At 60.0% G+C, this 18,886-nt stretch carries 23 protein-coding genes; 8 read left to right on the top strand and 15 right to left on the bottom strand.

Going from position 1 to position 18,886, the window contains the following annotated elements; all coding sequences use genetic code 11:
• From L0H65_RS00510 to L0H65_RS00500, 3 genes are all read right to left on the bottom strand, one after another.
• The coding region (locus L0H65_RS00510; protein ID WP_301456805.1) for a 4-(cytidine 5'-diphospho)-2-C-methyl-D-erythritol kinase at positions 1–678 on the bottom strand (678 nt) is incomplete at its 3' end.
• Positions 668–2,383, bottom strand: a complete 1,716-nt coding sequence (locus L0H65_RS00505; protein WP_301456804.1) for a tetratricopeptide repeat protein — start codon at positions 2,381–2,383, stop codon at positions 668–670. The genes L0H65_RS00510 and L0H65_RS00505, both read right to left, overlap by 11 nt.
• Positions 2,384–2,499: 116 nt before the next feature.
• A complete protein-coding gene (locus L0H65_RS00500; RefSeq protein ID WP_301456803.1) occupies positions 2,500–4,149 on the bottom strand; it encodes an electron transfer flavoprotein-ubiquinone oxidoreductase in 1,650 nt (549 codons plus the stop codon).
• Between the two features lie 297 nt (positions 4,150–4,446).
• Between L0H65_RS00500 and greA the strand changes: the two genes are divergently transcribed.
• Both greA and L0H65_RS00490 read left to right on the top strand, forming a co-directional pair.
• Entirely contained in the window at positions 4,447–4,917 is a 471-nt protein-coding gene (gene greA / locus L0H65_RS00495; protein ID WP_301456802.1) for a transcription elongation factor GreA, read from the top strand.
• Between the two features lie 55 nt (positions 4,918–4,972).
• Positions 4,973–5,986 (top strand): hypothetical protein, encoded by a 1,014-nt coding sequence (locus tag L0H65_RS00490; protein ID WP_301456801.1) that lies wholly within the window; start codon positions 4,973–4,975, stop codon positions 5,984–5,986.
• 18 nt (positions 5,987–6,004) lie between these two features.
• Here L0H65_RS00490 and L0H65_RS00485 read toward each other — a convergent pair whose 3' ends face one another.
• From L0H65_RS00485 to L0H65_RS00460, 6 genes are all read right to left on the bottom strand, one after another.
• The gene (locus tag L0H65_RS00485) at positions 6,005–6,589 is read right to left on the bottom strand and encodes an N-acetyltransferase (RefSeq protein ID WP_301456800.1); all 585 of its coding nucleotides are present in this window, start codon (positions 6,587–6,589) and stop codon (positions 6,005–6,007) included.
• Positions 6,586–7,203, bottom strand: a complete 618-nt coding sequence (locus tag L0H65_RS00480; RefSeq protein WP_301456799.1) for a hypothetical protein — start codon at positions 7,201–7,203, stop codon at positions 6,586–6,588. The genes L0H65_RS00485 and L0H65_RS00480 overlap by 4 nt, the downstream gene beginning before the upstream one ends.
• Before the next feature lie 48 nt (positions 7,204–7,251).
• Positions 7,252–7,389 carry an aa3-type cytochrome c oxidase subunit IV gene (locus tag L0H65_RS00475; protein ID WP_301456798.1) on the bottom strand — a complete coding sequence of 46 codons (138 nt, stop codon included), beginning with the start codon at positions 7,387–7,389 and terminating at the stop codon, positions 7,252–7,254.
• Between the two features lie 80 nt (positions 7,390–7,469).
• Entirely contained in the window at positions 7,470–7,934 is a 465-nt protein-coding gene (locus L0H65_RS00470; protein WP_301456797.1) for a DUF6173 family protein, read from the bottom strand.
• A complete protein-coding gene (locus tag L0H65_RS00465; RefSeq protein WP_301456796.1) occupies positions 7,927–8,967 on the bottom strand; it encodes an MBL fold metallo-hydrolase in 1,041 nt (346 codons plus the stop codon). The genes L0H65_RS00470 and L0H65_RS00465 overlap by 8 nt, the downstream gene beginning before the upstream one ends.
• On the bottom strand, positions 8,964–10,676 hold the full coding sequence (locus L0H65_RS00460) for an acyl-CoA dehydrogenase (protein ID WP_301456795.1): 1,713 nt from the start codon (positions 10,674–10,676) through the stop codon (positions 8,964–8,966). Before L0H65_RS00460 ends, L0H65_RS00465 begins: the two co-directional genes overlap by 4 nt.
• A gap of 122 nt (positions 10,677–10,798) precedes the next feature.
• Here L0H65_RS00460 and L0H65_RS00455 point away from each other — a divergent pair, with 122 nt between their 5' ends.
• Complete coding sequence (locus L0H65_RS00455) at positions 10,799–11,755, top strand: L-threonylcarbamoyladenylate synthase (protein WP_301456794.1); 957 nt, start codon at positions 10,799–10,801, stop codon at positions 11,753–11,755.
• Between the two features lie 74 nt (positions 11,756–11,829).
• Here the strand turns inward: L0H65_RS00455 and L0H65_RS00450 are convergent, their stop codons facing one another.
• Positions 11,830–12,525 (bottom strand): glutathione S-transferase family protein, encoded by a 696-nt coding sequence (locus tag L0H65_RS00450; protein ID WP_301456793.1) that lies wholly within the window; start codon positions 12,523–12,525, stop codon positions 11,830–11,832.
• Between the two features lie 148 nt (positions 12,526–12,673).
• Between L0H65_RS00450 and mscL the strand changes: the two genes are divergently transcribed.
• The gene (gene mscL / locus L0H65_RS00445; RefSeq protein ID WP_301456792.1) at positions 12,674–13,108 is read left to right on the top strand and encodes a large conductance mechanosensitive channel protein MscL; all 435 of its coding nucleotides are present in this window, start codon (positions 12,674–12,676) and stop codon (positions 13,106–13,108) included.
• A gap of 64 nt (positions 13,109–13,172) precedes the next feature.
• On the opposite strand, the gene ald is transcribed toward mscL, so the two are convergent.
• The gene (gene ald, locus L0H65_RS00440) at positions 13,173–14,285 is read right to left on the bottom strand and encodes an alanine dehydrogenase (RefSeq protein WP_301456791.1); all 1,113 of its coding nucleotides are present in this window, start codon (positions 14,283–14,285) and stop codon (positions 13,173–13,175) included.
• An 89-nt stretch (positions 14,286–14,374) separates the two neighbouring features.
• On the opposite strand from ald, the gene L0H65_RS00435 reads away from it, so the two are divergent.
• Positions 14,375–14,881, top strand: coding sequence for an Lrp/AsnC family transcriptional regulator (locus L0H65_RS00435; RefSeq protein WP_301456790.1), 507 nt, complete (start codon positions 14,375–14,377; stop codon positions 14,879–14,881).
• A gap of 24 nt (positions 14,882–14,905) precedes the next feature.
• On the opposite strand, the gene pssA is transcribed toward L0H65_RS00435, so the two are convergent.
• On the bottom strand, positions 14,906–15,664 hold the full coding sequence (pssA, locus tag L0H65_RS00430) for a CDP-diacylglycerol--serine O-phosphatidyltransferase (protein ID WP_301456789.1): 759 nt from the start codon (positions 15,662–15,664) through the stop codon (positions 14,906–14,908).
• Entirely contained in the window at positions 15,661–16,359 is a 699-nt protein-coding gene (locus L0H65_RS00425) for a phosphatidylserine decarboxylase (protein WP_301456788.1), read from the bottom strand. The genes pssA and L0H65_RS00425 overlap by 4 nt, the downstream gene beginning before the upstream one ends.
• A 145-nt stretch (positions 16,360–16,504) precedes the next feature.
• Between L0H65_RS00425 and L0H65_RS00420 the strand changes: the two genes are divergently transcribed.
• Both L0H65_RS00420 and L0H65_RS00415 read left to right on the top strand, forming a co-directional pair.
• On the top strand, positions 16,505–16,711 hold the full coding sequence (locus L0H65_RS00420) for a DUF2945 domain-containing protein (protein WP_301456787.1): 207 nt from the start codon (positions 16,505–16,507) through the stop codon (positions 16,709–16,711).
• Entirely contained in the window at positions 16,711–17,244 is a 534-nt protein-coding gene (locus L0H65_RS00415) for a DUF488 family protein (protein ID WP_301456786.1), read from the top strand. Before L0H65_RS00420 ends, L0H65_RS00415 begins: the two co-directional genes overlap by 1 nt.
• Positions 17,245–17,247: 3 nt before the next feature.
• Here L0H65_RS00415 and L0H65_RS00410 read toward each other — a convergent pair whose 3' ends face one another.
• A complete protein-coding gene (locus tag L0H65_RS00410; protein WP_301456785.1) occupies positions 17,248–17,679 on the bottom strand; it encodes an EamA family transporter in 432 nt (143 codons plus the stop codon).
• A 132-nt stretch (positions 17,680–17,811) separates the two neighbouring features.
• Positions 17,812–18,018, bottom strand: a complete 207-nt coding sequence (gene rpsU / locus L0H65_RS00405; RefSeq protein WP_301456784.1) for a 30S ribosomal protein S21 — start codon at positions 18,016–18,018, stop codon at positions 17,812–17,814.
• A gap of 115 nt (positions 18,019–18,133) precedes the next feature.
• On the opposite strand from rpsU, the gene L0H65_RS00400 reads away from it, so the two are divergent.
• Complete coding sequence (locus L0H65_RS00400; RefSeq protein ID WP_301456783.1) at positions 18,134–18,874, top strand: COQ9 family protein; 741 nt, start codon at positions 18,134–18,136, stop codon at positions 18,872–18,874.
• Positions 18,875–18,886: the final 12 nt, after the last annotated feature.

The raw sequence follows: 18,886 nt of genomic DNA, 5'->3' as shown, positions 1-18,886 counted from the left end.
TGATTTGACCCGGAGGATTTCAGGTGTGTTCGCAGTGGCTGTCGGTTCCAGATCATTGCGGGTTGTGGCGAGGAAGGTCAGCAGGTCTGGCAGATTGTGCAGCGCTGGCAGCGTTGGGGGCAGCGGCGGATTGTTGCGCTGTGTCAACCTGCGGAATACGGTCGGGGTTGACACAGCGACGCCGGGGTTGGCCAGCACCAGCCACACCCTTGGCAGCGGGCGAGGGAGCGGCGTGATGATGTTTCCCACGCCCTGCATGCGGCAGGGGCGGTCACCGAGGCAGACGGGGACATCCGCGCCGAGGGCCAGAACGGCCGCGGTTGGCGGCAACGGCACCTGCCAAAGTGCGGCAAGGGCGCGCAGCGTGGCCGCCGCATCAGCAGAGCCTCCACCGATGCCGGAGGCGATGGGCAGATGCTTTTCGAGGGTGATCGCAGCGCCTTTGTGGAGGCCGAAGGCGCGGGCGGCACGCAGCACAAGATTGCCAGGGCTTGCCTTCAGCTTATCCGCCTGTGGACCGGTGATGTTGAGCGTCAGGTTTTCGGCCTCGGAAACGCGGATGCGGTCACCGGTATCGGCAAATACGACGAGGCTGTCGAGCAGATGGTAACCATCGGCGCGCTGACCGGTAACATGCAGCGCCAGATTGATCTTGGCGCAGGCTGTCTCACTTATCATTCGCAACATCAGCGAGGGATTTTGCGCCTTCTTCCTTCAGCACAGCGTCCAAGCCGATTTCCAGCTTGCGGCGCAAGCGGGTGGCCAGCGCCTCCTCCGGGTTGAACGACAGTGCGCGCCGCCATTGGAAACGGGCTTCCAGCTTGCGGTCGACGGCCCAGTAGACGTCGCCCAGATGATCAGTAACAGTCGGGTCGACCGGTTCCAGCAGGGAGGCGTGTTCCATCGGTTCCACGGCATCGGCATAGCGCCCGGCGAGGAAATAGCCCCAGGCAAGGCTGTCGATGATATAGCCGCTGTCGGGGCGTTGCGCCACGGCGCGCTGGATCATGGAAAGCGCCTCGTCGTAATTCTCCCCCCGCTCCAGATAGCTGTAGCCGAGATAATTCAAAACCTGCGGCTGATCGGGTTCCAGTTCCAGCGCCTTGCGGAAATCAGGCTCTGCCTTGTCCCACAGCTTTTGGCGTTCCAGCGTGATCGCGCGGCTGTAATAGACCGCCCAATAACCCGCAGTCGCAGGTTGTGGGATCAGGGCGATGGCGGCGTTATAAGCCTCTGTTGCTTCGGGCCAACGCTCTGCGCCGCGGAGCATATCGGCGAGAGCGAGTTGCAGTGACATCAGTTTGGGATTGCTGCGGATCTGGCCGCGCAGCACCTCCAGCGCCGCATCGAGTTTGCCTGCGGCCTGAAGCGCGCGGGCGCGTCCGATTTCAGCGGCATAGAAACCGCCGTCATCAGGGGGGACGGTGGCATAGGCTTCGGTCGCCAGATCGTATTGCTTCTGGTTTTCCAGCATCGCGCCAACCAACAGGATCGCGTCGGCAAAACCGGGGCGCAGATAGGTTGCGATGCGCGCATATTGCAGCGTGAACCCGTCCGAGGCTTCGCCGTTCAGCGCCACGGCGAGGGTGAAAAACACCTCCGCCAGCCCGTCGGTCGCGTTGCGGATGATGTCAAACGGAACCGGCTTGCCGGCGATCAGTTGTGCCCGCATTGCGGCAATGCTGGGGTCGCCTTCGCCCTGAAACGTCTTGTCCAGCAGTGTGAGTGCGTCAGCCGTCCGGTCCAACTGGCTAAGGATCTGGATATGTGCAATGGTGGCGCGGCGCAGCGACATGATGCTGCCCGGCTTGGCATCGCCAAACAATTTTTCGGCACCTTCGAAATCCCCGGCGGTGGCAAGGGCAAGTGCCTTGTGAAACTGGCCGAATGATTCCAGCCCCTTGGTCTTGATGATCCGGTCGAAGGCATCGAGAGCTTCGGTCATGCTGCCGGCACCAAGCTCCGCCCAAGCTTCGATCAGTCCGTCCAGCAACAATGCGCCGGTGCGGCCCCCTTCGACCGGTTTCAGCAGAGCGGCATAGTCTTCGCGCTTCGCTTCATCCGCGATCAGGGCGAGTTCGGCTGGTTGAGATTTCGTGCCAGTCACCGCGAGGCGTTTTGCCACTTCAATCGCGGCGTCGATGTTGCCCAATCCCAATTGCGCAATAATCGCGCCCGCCATCATGTCGGCATCACCGGGGGTCGCAATCAGCGCGCGGCTGTACCAATGAGCGGCTTCGTGGTAATCGGCGCTGTCACCCGCGACGCGCGCGGCCAGATACGCCCCCGGATCAAGCGTGTCTGTCGCGGTGTCAGCGCGCAGCAACGCGGGTTGCGCGCAAATCGCCAAGGCAGCAGCGGCAAGGGTGGGGCGAAATGGCATACTGGAGCCTCCGAAGCGGTTTGGGCCAACCTAGTGCGCGCTTCGGGGCAGCGCAATGCAACGCGTCGCGGAAAGGCGGGGTTTGCACCCCGCCTCGCGCGATTGTCACCTGATGTTCACATATTCGGATAGTTTGGCCCGTCACCGCCCTGTGGCGTGGTCCAGTTGATGTTTTGGCTTGGGTCCTTGATGTCGCAGGTTTTGCAGTGGACGCAGTTCTGGAAGTTGATCACAAAACGCGGGTCTTTGCCGTCTTCCGCCACCACCTCATAAACCCCCGCCGGGCAATAGCGTTGCGCAGGTTCGGCGTATTCCGGCAGGTTGACCGCAATCGGGATGGAGGGGTCTTTCAGGTGCAGGTGGCAGGGCTGCGACTCCTCGTGGTTGGTAAAGGAAAACGCCACATTGGTCAGCCGGTCGCATGACAGCACGCCATCGGGGCGCGGATAGGCGATGGGGGCAAAATCCTTGGCCTTGCCGGTCGCCGCCGCATCGGTCTTGCCGTGTTTCAAGGTACCAAGCAGCGAGAAGCCCAGAGTATTCGTCCACATATCAAACCCACCGGCCATCAGTGACGCGATAAGCCCGTATTTCGACCACAACGGCTTGACGTTGCGCACTTTTTTCAGATCTTTGCCGATGGCGCCCTCGCGCACTTCCGCCTCATATGCGGTCAGTTCATCACTGGCACGGCCCGCACCAATCGCCGCAAATGCCGCCTCCGCCGCCGCTTTGCCTGACAGCATTGCATTGTGATTGCCCTTGATGCGCGGCACGTTGACCATACCCACCGAACAGCCGAGAAGGGCCACGCCCGGCGCGACCATCTTCGGCATCGACTGGAAACCGCCTTCCGAGATCGCCCGCGCGCCGTAAGCCACGCGTTTGCCGCCTTTCAGCAATTCCGCGACCATCGGGTGATGCTTGAAACGCTGGAATTCCATGTAGGGGTAAAGATGCGGGTTCTGGTAGTTCAGGTGAACCACGAAGCCGACGTAAACCTGATTATTCTCAATATGATAGATGAACGATCCGCCGCCTGCGTTGCCGCCCAGCGGCCAGCCCATGGTATGCGTCACGGTGCCGAGCCGGTGTTTGGCGGGGTCAATCTCCCAGATCTCTTTCATCCCGAGGCCGAATTTCTGCGGTTCATGGCCTTTCGAGAGGTCGTATTTCGCGATGACTTCTTTCGCGAGTGACCCGCGCACACCTTCGGACAGGAACACATATTTGCCGTGCAACTCCATCCCCGGTTCATAGTTGGGGCCGGGGGTGCCATCGGATGCCAGCCCCATTTCCCCCGCAACAACGCCTTTCACCTCACCCTGGTCGCCATAAACCAGTGCCGAGCAGGACATGCCGGGGAAAACCTCAACGCCCAAGCCTTCGGCAACTTCGGCCATCCATCGGCAGACATTGCCCATGGACACGATGTAGTTGCCGTGGTTGTTCATCAACGGCGGCATCGGCCAGTTTGGCACCCGGATCTGACCGCCTTCGCCAAGCATGTAGAAATTGTCGACGACAACTTCGGTCTTGATCGGTGAGTCCATATTGCGCCAGTCGGGCAGCAGCGCGTCAATCCCGCAAGGGTCAAGCACCGCACCCGACAGGATATGCGCGCCCACTTCAGAGCCTTTCTCCAGAACTACGACTGTGAGGTCGGCATCCAACTGCTTCAACCTGATTGCAGCGGAAAGACCAGCCGGCCCTGCACCGACGATCACTACATCATATTCCATCGCTTCGCGTTCAACTTCGGCCATCTGGAGCCTCCCCTGCTTCTAAGTGGCGCCACCCGCGCGGTTTCAAAGCTATCGCTTTTGGTGTGGCTACCGCAGCAGGCCCGTGGTTTCAATCAGAACTGCACGAAACGCGGCGAAATCCCCGACTGACACCTGACACCGAGGCCTTGCACTGCCGCCACACGGCGAAGGCGCGCGCAGGTTTTGCCATTCTGCTTGCAATTGCTGCGGCGCTGCTATTGGGTAATCCCAAGCAAACCTGAAACAAGGTCATGGCCCGCAACGGCTGTGGCTTTCTTACTTTATACGAGTAGTGAAATGGAAAAAATTCCGATGACGCGCGCGGGGTTTACCGCGTTGGACGATGAATTGCGCCACCTGAAATCGGTGGAGCGCCCGGCCGTGATCCGTGCGATTGCCGAAGCCCGCGAACATGGCGATCTCTCCGAGAACGCCGAATACCACGCCGCGCGCGAAAAGCAGAGCTTTATCGAAGGTCGCATCAAAGAGGCGGAGGCGATTCTGTCACTGGCCGAAGTGATTGACCCCACCAAGTTTTCCGGCACTGTGAAATTCGGTGCGACGGTGACGCTGGTGGATGAAGACACCGACGAAAAACGCACCTATCAGATCGTGGGGGAGCCGGAGGCGGATCTGGAAAAGGGTCTGCTCAACATCCGTTCACCACTCGCCCGCGCCCTGATCGGCAAGGACGAAGGCGATACCGTGGATGTGAAAACCCCCGGTGGCCAACGCAGCTATGAGGTGGTTTCGGTCAAGTTTGTCTGACTGATTGACCGAACGCAGTGTTTGACAAAACCCCGGTGCAAGGCGAGACAGAGGGATGATCGAAGCGAAGGACCACATCACAGGGAACGGCACCGTCCTCCCCAGTGACAGCGCCAAACCCTCTGCCTCTGAAATGGTGGCATTGGGTCTGGCGATTGTCTGGGTGATCGCGGTTGTCGTGCAGCTTATCACTTCGCCGGGGTCTGTGCTGACAGGCCCACTGTCCATCCTCATGCTGCTGCTGGTGGTGTTCTTGCCGCTTGCGCTGCTTTGGGGCGTAGTGTCGACCGCGCGCACCATCCGGGTCTTGCGCGAAGAAGCCGCCCGGTTGCAGGTGGCGGTTGATGCGATGCGTCACGCCTACATCGTGGGGCAGCAAGGCGGTGGCAGCGATGTCTCCGTCGAAAAGAAACTGGATGAGATTGTCGCTGCACAGCGCAAAACGGAAACCGCGCTGGCGATGTTCACCTCGCGCCGCGACACGGCGCTGACGGTGCCATCGGCGGATCGTAAGGCGGCGCTGACAATGCCCGTAAAAATGCCGGGGGATGAACAACCGGCCTTGGCCCTCGGAACACCCGCAGAGGAATTGCGTGCGCCACTTTCAGTTGGTGATTTCGTGCGCGCCCTGCATTTCCCCGAAAGCCCTGAGGACAAGTCCGGTTTCCGCGCCTTGCGGCTGGCGCTGGAGGATCGCAAGACTTCGCGCCTGATCCGGGCTGCGCAGGATGTGCTGACCCTGCTCAGTCAGGAAGGTATCTACATGGATGACCTGAAACCCGAACGCTGTCGGACCGATGTATGGCGCCGTTTCGCCAGTGGCGAACGTGGGCGCGAAATTGCGGGTCTGGGCGGCATCCGCGACCGCTCCAGTCTTGCGCTGACATCTGCGCGCATGCGCGAAGACCCGGTGTTCCGGGACGCGGCGCACCACTTTTTGCGCAGCTTTGACAAGACCTTTGCTGAATTTGAAAAGAACGCGACCGATGCTGAATTGGCTGATCTGGCCGAAACCCGCACCGCGCGGGCCTTCATGCTGGTCGGGCGCGTGACCGGGACGTTTGATTGACCGCGATGATGCGAGTCGTCAAAGTTCCTTGACCATCGAAATCGAAGCGTCAAAGCCAAACAGATGGCGCAACAGGCCCAGACGTTCCGTCCGCAGGGCGACAAAGCCCAGTTGTTCATAAAGCGCGCGGGCGCGGGCGTTGCTGTCTATCACATCCAGCCTGACGGCGGGGTATTCGCGCGCCCGCGCCTCATCAAAGATCGCGTTGAGCAAAAGAGTTCCGACGCCCTGACCTTGCGCGGCAGGCACAACACAAATTCCGTCAATCAGGAAGCATCGGTTTTCCACATCCCGCTCCATCAGCGACAGCAGCACCCCGCGCCACGCTGCTCCGAACCAGCCGTAAACCGCACGCATCTGTGCGGAATCGCCGCCTGCCATTGATCCGGAATAGGATTTGAATCCAACCAGTCCGAGCAATTCGCCGTTGGGTGACAGGGCGGTCAGAGCATGGTCACTGCGCATTGCTTGTTCAAAAAACCGCAACGCGCGGTGTCGTGGCCCCATGACTCGCCCGAGTTTGCCGCCGAAGGCAGCCCAGTAAAGCGTTGCCGCGTCGGTGCGCAATTCATCGGGAATACCCCGATGAATAACTGCAATCACTGAGTCAGGCGCGGGTCACCTGCCTGCACCAGCAGCACACCATGGTTGTTGTTGGTGTCGGTATCGGTGAATTTCCGTCTCGATACATTGGGAAGGGCCGCAAAGGCATCCATCAGGGTTTTTGGATACCAGGTTTGCGGCAGGCTTTCAAATCCCGGCACGCCGCGCAGCACCGATGATACGGCCAGCGTGCAATGGGCCTTTTCCACCGCGCCGTAGGCCATTGCCCGTTGCATCGCGATTTCCGCGACTTCTGGGGAAACAATGATGGTTTGTTGCACCACATCGTATGTTATACGGGCATGGTAGTCGATGTAGAAATCGACCATCAGCGGCGTCATGCCGTAATGAACATCGTTGCGTTCTGGCAAATTCGGGTGGTGCCACGTCCCCGCCGGGTCAAACATCACCCGTTGCGAGCCGTTGATCAACAGTCCCGAATGCGCGCCAGAGCCGTTGCGCGTGGACAGCACGGTGAAAAGCGTGATCGAGGACGGGCCAGGATGGACATAGCGCGCGCGTGCTACGGCGTCATCAGGTGCCCATACCGGTTCAGCAGCGCCGCAGGCCGCCAGAAACAGAATGGCGATGAAACATAGGTATATGCGGCGCATCGTGCCCCCTTTTGGGCGCACACAAGCGCCATCATAGATCAGAAGATTTCAGGCGTTGACGAGGGCGATAAAAATCAAGGTGCCAATCGAAATGGCCGCGCCCCAAGCCATGAAGTGGATGAACCCGTCAAATGTCTTCTCATGGTCTTTGATGTCCATGCTGCCGTGCTTGTGGTCTTCGGCCATTGGGAGCCTCCTTCATGTGTCGCTGGTTCCTGCTTTAGCCTAAAGCAAAAGCGCTGTCACGGGGTCAAGGGTGATCAGTTTCAGACTTCGCCCAAATCCTGCGCCAGCCGGAAACCGATGCGGCGCACCGGCTCTCCGTCCGGGGATTCCTTGGAAGTGGCGCGCAGGATGACGTTCAACTGGCTGACGTGCTGGATGAGTTGCGTCCGGTTGCCGTTTTCATCCTTGCCATAAAAGGTAACGATATCGGGGTCGAAATAGCCCAGCCCCTCAATCCGCAGCACGCCGGCGGTGCTTCCGGTAAAGCCCATCGCAACCTCGTGATTCGTGTCGAGTTGTTCCTCGAAGTTCTTGAGGTACAGGATCACCCGCTCATAAGCCCATTCCGCCGGGCTTTTCTGTGAGATGGGTTTTTTTGCCACCGCATAGGGAAGCGGCATCTGTTCCGCAGTCGCCGGGGTGTTGGGGTCGGCATGGCTTGCCCTGCCACAGGGCATGGCGTTCGCTTCCATCACCTCGGCTGCGGTTTTTATCTCATCATTCATTCCGCACCCAGTTCCAAGCGCCATCTGGCCCCATGGTCCGGGAAACCTGCCCCAGATGCAAGAGGTGGTTGAGATGGGCGACCGCCTCCACCAGCGCCAAACCGTAGGCGGAACCGCTGATTTCGCGCTTGAAGATCGGCAGAAAACACTGGGCCGCCGTGTGGGGCGTGGCAAGATGGCTGCGCAGGCGGTCCAACGCGCCATGGTGATTGTCGATCATCTGACGCAGCCGCAAGGGCAGGCCGGTGAAGGGTAGTTTGTGACCGGGCAGGACAAGCTGATCTTCTTGCGCGAATGGGGCAAAACTTTCGCAACTTGCCAACCACTCCCCCAAGGGGTCGGCATCCGGTTCGGTCGGGTACACGCCGATATTGGCGGAAATGGAGGGGAGAAGCTGATCACCGCCAAGGATCAGGTTGTCATCCTGCGACCAGAATGTCGCATGTTCCGGCGCGTGGCCCTCGCCCGTCCGAATGGTCCAGTTGCGCGCGCCGATGGTGATGGTTTGGCCGTCTTGCAGGCGGGTAAAGCCAAGCGGCAAGGGTGCCACAACATCGGAAAAGTTGAAGGGGCGTTCCGCCATGCGCTGCGCCAGCAGGTCCGCAGGCATCCCCGCCGCGCGCCAGAATGCAACCTGCGCTGGCACGGGTTCGGATTGCACGTCAAGGCACAGCATCCGGGCATAAAGCCAAGATGTGCGGGTGGTGCAAAGCGTCGCCCCTTGTGCCTGAAACCAACCAGCCAGACCAATATGATCTGGGTGATAATGCGTCACGATCAACCGAGCGACGGGTTTGCCCGCCAAAGGACCGTTGAGCAGGCGTTGCCAGATCGCGCGGCTGCGTTTGCTGTCAAATCCGGTGTCGATGACTGTCCAGCTATCGCCGTCATCGAGCGCAAAGATATTCACATGATCAAGCGCCATCGGCAAAGGCAAACGCATCCAAAGCACGCCGGGCGCCACCTCCAGCGCTTTGTCCTCGGCCGGGGGCGCGTCGAACGGATAGCGGATGCCTGCCGAAAGATCCTTCACGCCGACAGGTCCGCATCCGACAGGGCATAAAGCCCCGCCGCACCAACGCGAAGCTGCGCCAGAAGCGCTGCATGTTCGGGCAATAGCCGCTTGATCGCCACACGGGCCAAGGCGGTACGCGGGCCATCGCGGCCTTCTGCCATTGCGGCGCAAAGGTGATAGTGGCTGCCAAGGATACGGGCAAAGGCGCGCTGATAGGCGACGGCACCAGCAAACCGATCATTCATATTCTGCGCCAGCAAGGCTTCGGTTGCTTCGTGCAGGGCTTCGGCGGCGTTCCAGACGGCAGTTGCCATGTTCGGGTATTGGCTGCGCACACCATGGGCATTCTCGCGGATTTCCTCGATCAGGCGGAACGCCGCCTCGCCGCCGTCCATCATCTTGCGACCGACAAGATCCATCGCCTGAATCCCGTTGGTGCCTTCGTAAATCGCCGTAACCCGCACATCGCGCAAATACTGCGCGGCCCCGGTTTCCTCAATAAACCCCATGCCACCATGCACCTGAATCCCCATATCGGCCACCGCAATCCCGGTATCGGTGCCGAAGGATTTGTTGACAGGTGTCAACAATGCTGCCCGCGCCTGCCAGTCCGGCGACCCCGTGGCTTTCGCCATGTCGATCGCCACCGCACAGGCCAGCGCGATCGCGCGGGCGCTGAAAACTTCGGCTTTCATCACCGCCAGCATCCGGCGCACATCGGCGTGACCGATGATGGTGGGACTGCCCTCAACCGGCGTTTTGCCCTGCCTGCGGTCCATCGCATAGGCGAGCGCGTGTTGATACGCGGCTTCGGCCACCGAAATGCCCTGCACCCCAACGCCAAGCCGTGCGTTATTCATCATGGTGAACATCGCGGCCATGCCCTTATGGGCCTCACCGATCAGCCAGCCGGTCGCCCCATCATATTGCATGACAGCGGTGGGGGAGCCGTGCAGACCCAGCTTATGCTCCAGACTGACCACTTGCAGCGCGTTGCGATCACCGGGGTTGCCATTGGCGTCAGGAATGAATTTCGGCACCATGAACAGGCTGATGCCCTTGGTCCCCGCCGCCCCGTCGGGCAAGCGGGCGAGCACCAGATGACACACGTTCTCTGTGAAATCATTGTCGGCCCAACTGATGAAGATTTTCTGCCCCGTGATCGCATAGGTGCCGCCGCCCTTCGGCTCCGCCTTGGTCCGAAGCGCGCCAACATCGGACCCGGCTTGCGATTCCGTCAGGTTCATCGTGCCGCACCATTCGCCGGAAATCAGCTTGGGGATATAAAGCGCCTTGATCTCATCGCTCGCGTGATGTTCCAGCGCCTCGATTTGGCCTTGGGTCATCAACGGGTTCAACTGCAACGACAGGCAGGCGGACCCCATCATCTCATTCACCGCTGTCGTCAGTGCCATTGGCAGACCCATGCCGCCGAATTCCGGGCTGGCTGCAATCGAAACCCAGCCTCCCTCGACAATCGCGCGGTAGCCTTCGGCAAAGCCGGGGGAGGTGCGCACGACCCCGTTTTCCAGCTTTGCCGGGTGCAGATCGCCGGGCCGCTGCAATGGGGCCAAGACGTTTTCGCATAGCTTGCCCGCTTCCCCCAGGATCGCTTCTACGGTGTCGGGGGTGGCGTCGGCAAACATCTCGCTGTCCGCGACCTGCGAAAACCCGACCACATGATCGAAGATGAACTGAAATTCGGCAAGCGGGGCGCGGTAAGGCATCGGGTTCTCCTTGTGGCAAAGTACGGCATCGGCTTGGCAAATGATGCAGATCCAAGTATGTCCGGAGCTGCGCCGAAGATGAACCCTCGCCGCCAACGCTTCAAGGTCAACGCTGCGTCACAATGTCGAATGAAACCGCAATCCTCGAACCGTCGCCACAAGGCATTTCCCGCGCTGCGACAATTCTGCAAGCGGGTGGGCTTGTCGCCTTTCCGACCGAGACCGTCTATGGCCTTGGGGGTGATGCCCGCAATGGTCTTGCAGTGGCGCGGATTTACGAAGCCAAGGGGCGGCCCGCGTTCAACCCGTTGATCGTGCATGTTCCCGATCTGGAGACCGCCCGCGAATACGCCATTGTTTCCCAAGCAGCTGAGGCTTTGGCGAGTGCCTTCTGGCCCGGCCCGTTGACACTGGTTCTGCCGCAAGTGACCGGGTCGGGCCTGTCTCCCTTGGTGACTGCGGGGCAGTCTTCGGTCGCGATCCGCGTGCCGGCGCATCCGGTCGCAGTGGCGCTGCTGCGGGCGTTTGGCGGGCCGCTGGCGGCGCCATCTGCCAACCCTTCGGGGCGGATATCAGCGACCCGCGCCGCGCATGTCATGGATGGGCTTTCCGGGCGCATTGATGCGGTGATTGATGGTGGTGCATGCGCGGTTGGCGTGGAATCCACCATCGTCGGCATGGTCGATCAACCTCAACTTCTGCGCCCCGGTGGGGTGACGGTGGAGGCATTGGACGCCGTGTTGGGGCATGCGCTGACATCCGGGGGGAGTGCTGAAGCGCCGACATCGCCGGGCCAGCTTTTATCGCATTACGCGCCGCGTGCGGGTGTTCGGCTGGATGTTCTCGCCCCGAAACCGGGCGAGGTTTGGGTCGGTTTCGGGCCGGGTTGCGTGGGCGCTGACCTGACGCTCTCGCAGAGTGGCGATTTGCTGGAGGCGGCGGCAAACCTGTTTCACATCTTGCGCGCGGCCGATGCCATTGCGGGCGCGGTGGGGATTGCCTTTGCGCCAATCCCTGAAACCGGCCTGGGCCGCGCCATCAATGACCGTTTGCGCCGGGCTGCCGCGCCTCGTTCCTGAAGTGAACCCGGCTTGAAGGGCCGGGTTGTCAGGTATTTTTGCCAAGATGAAATCAGCAGTCAGAGTCGAAACCCCTAGTCGCGGCTTGGAATTTTCAACCCGCGTTGTACCGCAGGACGCGCCAGAAAGCGGTCCAGATAGGCGGGGGTGTTTTTCAACTTGCCCCAACCCGCAATGTCGGCGGCCTGATAGTAATTCTTCAGCGAGTTCAACCACGGGCCGATCGCGATATCGGCAATGGAATAGGGACCGGCGATCCAATCCTTGCCTTGCAGCGCGCCCTCCAGCACGTTCAGCAGACGTTCGGCCTCAGCGCGGAAGCGTTCCTTCGGGCGCGGGTCTTCAATCTCTTTTCCCGCAAAGTGGTGGAAATAGCCAAGTTGGCCGAACATCGGCCCAAGCCCGCCCATCTGGAACATCAGCCATTGCAACACCTGATATCTCTGCGCGTCCGGCAGAAACCGGCCTGATTTCTCCGCCAGATAAATCAGGATCGCGCCGCTTTCAAACAGAGCCAGCGGTTTACCGCCGGGCCCGTTGGGGTCGATGATTGCGGGGATTTTGTTGTTGGGGTTCAGCGCCAGAAACTCCGGCGTCATCTGGTCATTCTTGCCGAAATCGACCAGATGCGGTTCATATTCCATCCCCATCTCCTCCAGCGCGATGGAGATTTTGACGCCATTGGGCGTTGTCAGCGAATAGAGCTGCAAGATGCTTGGATTGCTGGCGGGCCAGCGTTTTGTGATTGGGTGATCGGCCAGTTGTTGCAATTTCGTTTCCTTTCGTTTGTATTGCCACAGCTATGCACAAATTCCCCCTGAAAAACCCGGATTAAATATGCAAGAATATGCGGGCGCTTGTGCGCATGTGAACAAGGTTGGCGAACGAGCCGGGACTGACACAAAAGAGGACATGGAAATGCTTAACGAATTCAAAAACTTCATCGCAAAAGGCAATGTGATGGACATGGCGGTGGGGATAATCATCGGCGCGGCTTTCACGGCCATCGTCTCCTCCCTTGTCGGCGACCTGATTAACCCGATCATCGGCCTGATCATCGGCGGGATTGATTTTTCCAACATGTATGTGGTGTTGAGCGGCGATGTCCCTGCTGGCACCGGGTTGGCGGCGGCGCGCGAAAGCGGGGCGGCGGTGTTTGCTTATGGCTCGTTCATCATGGCGGTCCTGAACTTCCTGATCATCGCGTTTGTCGTCTTCATGCTGGTCAAGATGGTCAACAGAGTGAAAGATGCCGCCATCAAGAAGGAAGAGGCGGTTCCAGGCGCGCCCGCAGGCCCGACTCAGGAAGAACTGCTGGTCGATATCCGCGATTTGCTGAAGGCTCAGCGGTAAATTCCGGTCGAAAAGTGAACCGGCCCGCAGTATCCTGCGGGTCGGTTATTTTCTGTAGCTGCGGCTACAGAAGTGACGCTGCCGCAACCGTGGGCAGACCCAGCGCTTCGCCAACGGCTGCGTAGGTCAGTTTGCCCGCATGGGTGTTCAACCCCGCCAGCAGATGTTTGTCATCGCTACAGGCTTTTTTCCAACCTTTGTTGGCAAGTGCCAGCATGAAGGGCATCGTCGCATTGCCCAATGCCAGCGTTGACGTGCGCGCGACCGCGCCGGGCATGTTGGCAACGCAATAATGCATGATGCCATCCACCTCATAAATCGGATCATGGTGGGTGGTCGCGTGCGAGGTTTCAAAACAGCCACCCTGATCAATCGCCACATCCACCAGTGCCGCGCCGGGTTTCATCGTGGCAAGCTGCGCGCGGCTGATCAGTTTGGGGGCAGCGGCCCCCGGCACCAGCACTGCGCCGATCACCATATCGGCGGTTCTGATCTGTTCCGCCGTCGCGGCCGCAGAGGCATATTGCGTCATCAAGCGCCCTTGCCACAGATCATCCAGCCAACTTAGCCGCGCCAGCGATTTGTCGAGCACCGTCACATTGGCCCCCATGCCGATCGCAACACGCGCCGCAGCCGTCCCAACCACACCGCCGCCGATCACCACGACATTCGCGGGCAAAACCCCCGGCACACCGCCGAGCAACACCCCGCGCCCACCATTGGCCTTTTGCAGCGTCCATGCACCGACCTGCGGTGCAAGCCGCCCCGCCACTTCGGACATCGGCGCCAGCAGAGGCAATCCGCCCCGCGCATCGGTCACGGTCTCATAGGCAATCGCGGTGACGCCGGATTTCAGCAAATCCTCGGTCTGGGCGCGGTCGGGCGCCAGGTGCAGATAGGTGAACAGCACTTGTCCGGCGCGCAAGCGCGCGCGCTCCACCGGTTGCGGCTCCTTCACTTTCACGATCATCTCGGACTGGGCAAAGACATCTTCTGCCGTAGCGGCGATTTTTGCGCCGGCTGCGGTATAGTCATCATCGTTAAAGCCCGCGCCAACCCCGGCACCGGTTTCGACCAGAACCTGATGGCCATGGACAACGGCCTCACGCGCGGAATTGGGCGTGAGGCCAACGCGAAATTCTTGCGGTTTGATTTCCTTCGGGCAGCCAATCTTCATGTGAATCTCCCTGATTTCAGAAAAGCAATACTACGCCGATCCACGCAAAATTCTTTGATTTCTGGGTGACAATTGGCCAAGTTTTGCGTATGATCTTCGAAAATTTGCCGATAAACGTGAAGGAAAGCAACGTGGACCTTGACCTTGACGCAACAGATCGCCGTATCCTGACAGTCCTGCAAAGGGAAGGGCGCGTGACCAATGCGGAACTGTCAGAGCGCATCAACCTGTCGCCCTCGGCCTGTCATCGCCGGGTGCAGCGGCTAGAGGAGGACGGTTTTATCGCGGGCTATGTTGCCTTGCTCGATGCCCGGCGGATGGGGCGGCCGACCACGGTTTTCGTGGAAATAACCCTTCAGGGCCAAGCCGACGAGATACTGGACAAGTTTGAGCGTGAGGTTGCGCGCGTCCCGGATATTCTGGAATGTCATTTGATGGCGGGTTCCGCCGACTACCTGCTGAAGATTATCGCGCAGGATACCGAAGATTTTGCGCGTATCCACCGCCAATACCTTGCACGTCTGCCGGGTGTCGCGCAGATGCAGTCCAGTTTCGCATTGCGGACAGTGGTGAAAACCACCGCGATGGCGGTTTAGCTGCGCTGAAACGCCTTTGGCGCGTCAGATCGGGCTTGGGCCGCGCCATTTGCGACGCAGGTGGCGGAATACGGCAAACGCGATAATCGCGGCATAAATCAGGTCCAGCATCACCACAAGCAACCAGAACCGTGTGACCATCAGCCCGACGATCACCGCGCCCGCCAGCAAGACCAATACCTGCCATTCGCGTTTGACCCGCACCGCCTTGGACGACAGCGTCGGCACTTTGCTGACCATCAGCCAACCGACAAGCGCGATCCAGAGGCCGAAAAGGAGTGGCATATTGCGTGCATCCAGCAAACCGTAATGGGTCAGGAACACCGGCAGGAGCGCCAGCATCGCACCTCCCGGTGCCGGTACACCGACGAAATGGGGCTTGCCGCTGGGCGGTGGATCATCGCGAGACACATTGAACCGCGCGAGCCGCAGACAGGCACAACAAATGTAGATCAGCGCGAACATCCAGCCGGTGACATAATCCCGGCTCATCGCGAATTGATAGACCAGCAACCCCGGCGCGACGCCGAAACACAGGAAATCGGAAAGGCTGTCCAACTCCCCCCCGATGTCACTGGAAGCGTTCAGGCGGCGCGCCAAAAGCCCATCCAACCCGTCAATCAACGCAGCAAAAATGATCAGCGCGGCGGCAATGTCATAGCGCCCCACCAGCACGAAACGGATTGCGGTCAGTCCCGAACACAGCCCGAGGATGGTCACCATGTTCGGCAACATCAACAGAAGCGACAGGGATTCCCGTCTTTGCCGGGGGTTTTCCGTCATCTTTCGCGTCCCATCCGCTCCACTTCGGTTGATTGCAGATCGGCCAGCACGGTTTCGCCCGCCACCATGGTTTGACCAAGGCAAACCATTGGTTCCACGCCCTCGGGCAGATACACATCAAGGCGGGAGCCGAAACGGATCATGCCGAACCGCTCACCGGTCAACAGTCGCGCGCCCTCCGGAACTTCGCAAACGATGCGACGCGCCACCAGCCCCGCGATTTGCACCACCGCCAGATCACGGCCATCGGCCATGCGCACGACCAAAGCGTTGCGCTCATTATCCTCGCTGGCCTTGTCGAGGGAAGCGTTGAGGAATTTGCCGGGGCGGTAAGCGATTTTCGTCACCTGTCCGGCAATCGGCAACCGGTTCACATGGCAGTTGAACACGTTCATAAACACCGAAATGCGCATCATCGCGTCGGGTCCAAGGCCCAATTCTGCTGGTGGCACCGCCGGTTCCAGCAGTGAAATCACACCATCGGCAGGGCTGACGATCAACCCGTCCCGCGTTGGCGTCACTCGCTTGGGATCGCGGAAAAAATAGTAGCACCAGATGGTCATGCCAAGTCCGATCCATCCCAGCGGCTGCCAGATGAAGAACAGGACCAGTGCCACCACCGCAAAGATCGGGATGAAACGCCAACCCTCACGGTGGATCGGCTTGATAACGGTGGACAGCATGGAAGCGGACATATCTTGGCCTCTCGGTCATTTCGGAACCTGCTTTTGCCATAGAAACCCCGCCCCGACAATCCGCCGCGGTTTTGTGGGTTTCAGGGAACGATCAGGCCGGCCTTGGCGTTGATTCATCGCGAGTGAATTTCCAAAGGAGGCGGTCATGGCGCAATTCAAGGTCGGCGATCACGTCAAATGGAACTCAGAGGCGGGTCATGTCAGCGGTACGATCATCAAGGTTCACCACAGCGATTTTGACTACAAGGGCCACACACACCGGGCCAGCAAGGACGACCCGCAATATGAGATCAAAAGCGACAAGACCGATCACATTGCCGCACACAAGGGGTCGGCCTTGACCAAGCTGTGATGAAAAACGGCTTTGCAACGATCGGTCATTCCAACCGCCCGGTGGAGGAGTTTCTGGCGATGCTGCGCGAGGCGGGCGTGACTCTGCTTGTCGACGTACGGTCTTTTCCACGCTCCCGCAGCAACCCCGAGTATAACATAGAGCGATTGCCGGAAGCTTTGGAGCAGGTGCAGATCGCCTATCTGCATATGCCCGAATTGGGTGGTCGCCGCCCGCGTCAACCCGGGGTGGATGCGGCGGTAAACGCGCTGTGGCGTGTGCAGAGTTTTCACAACTACGCGGATTATGCGCTTTCCACTGCGTTCACCGAGGCGTTGGCGGAGTTGATCGAACTTGGCCAATCGCGCAAAGCTGCATTGATGTGCGCAGAGGCAGTCTGGTGGCGCTGTCATCGCCGGATCATCACGGACTATCTTTTGCTGAACGGTCATCCGGTGCAGCATTTGATGCAGCCGGGACGGGCCGAGGAAGCAATGTCGACCCCCGGCGCAAGGCTGCGCGCTGATGGCAAGGTGATCTACCCGGCAGGCTGAGCCCTATCCGCGCCAGGCCAGCAACACCGCGCCCGCAGCCATCAGTCCCACACCCAGCCAGTTTGGCGCGCTCAAATGCTCCCCCAGAAACAGCGTGGCGAAAATCGCGACCAGAACCACGCTCAACTTGTCGATTGGCGCCACGCGCGCCGCATCGCCCAGCTTCAGCGCCCGGAAATAGCACAGCCACGATGCCCCGGTGGCAAGCCCGGACAAGACCAGAAACACGTAGGACCGCGCAGAGATCTTGGCAGGAGAAAATCCTTCACGGCTCAGGAAGGCGATCAGGGCAACCAGAACCAGAATGACCACGGTTCGGACCAATGTTGCGCTGTCTGAGGGTACATCCGTCACGCCAACCTTCGCCAGAATCGCCGTCAGGGCTGCGAACCCCGCAGATGCGAGCGCCCAGAATTGCCATGTCATCTGCATCATATTGCTCCCTTTTTCGCGGAACCCTGCGCTTCGTTGGACCAAAAAGCAAAAGGAAAACCCCCAAGCTTGCGCGAGGGGGTTGACCTTGACAGCGGGTTGCCCCGCCAGTGTTCGCATAACTCGAACGGGAAATTACGCCCCGTTTTCGCGCTGTAGCTTCTTGCGTGCGAGCTTGCGCGCACGCCGGATGGCTTCAGCTTGCTCACGGGCTTTCTTGACGGAGGGTTTCTCGAAATGTTGCTTGAGCTTCATTTCCCGAAAAACGCCTTCGCGCTGGAGCTTTTTCTTGAGGGCCCGAAGGGCCTGTTCGACGTTATTGTCGCGGACGCTGACCTGCATGTGGTTTTCACCACCTTTCTAGGTTAAATTTGCACGGATGTGCAGGCTTGCGCCCTATAGCAAAGGGGCTGCGGCTTGTCTACCGTGCGCTGATCCGCAGGAAGGGCAGACGACAATGGAAACCAAGGAAAATCACGCGGAGCCGGAAAGCCAACAAGAAAACGGGGTGGAGCGGGCAAAACAAGCGATTTTGCAAGCCGCAATCCCGCATGTCGCCTTCGAGGGTTGGTCGGATGCCAGTTTTCGCGCTGCGATTGCTGATTCGGAGGTGGCACCCGGCTTGGCCAGTGCGCTTTATCCGCGCGGCGGGTTGGATCTGGCGCTTGAATTCCATCGCCGGGGCGATACCGATATGGTCGAAAAGCTGGCGGCAACCGATCTGACGAACATGCGTTATACCGCCCGTGTGGCTTACGCCATCCACACCCGGCTGGCGGATGCTGACCGCGAATTGGTGCGGCGTGGCACCACATTGTTCGCCTTGCCACAAAACGCAGCGGAAGGCGCGCGGGCGATCTGGGGCACCGCAGACGCCATCTGGAAGGCGTTGGGCGACACCTCTACCGACTTCAACTGGTACACCAAACGCATGACACTCTCGGGTGTCTATGCCTCCACAGTGCTGTTCTGGTTGGGCGATGACAGCCCCGGCAACGCAGCGACCTGGGATTTCCTTGACCGCCGGCTTGCCGATGTAGGGCAGTTCGAAAAGTTCAAAGCGGGGCTACGCGACAACCCCCTGACACGGAGCCTGCGCGAAGGGCCGTTTTCCAGTGCCTTTGCGGTGTTCGACAAGGTAAGGATGCCGGGTATGCCACGAATGCCGGATGATCTTCCCGGCAGATACCGGCGCTGAGGCAGAAAGAGA

Origin of the sequence: Pseudorhodobacter sp., assembly GCF_030452865.1 — a bacterium.
GTDB lineage: Bacteria > Pseudomonadota > Alphaproteobacteria > Rhodobacterales > Rhodobacteraceae > Pseudorhodobacter.
Note: the sequence above shows the minus strand (reverse complement) of the source record. Positions and strands in the feature narration are given on the sequence as shown.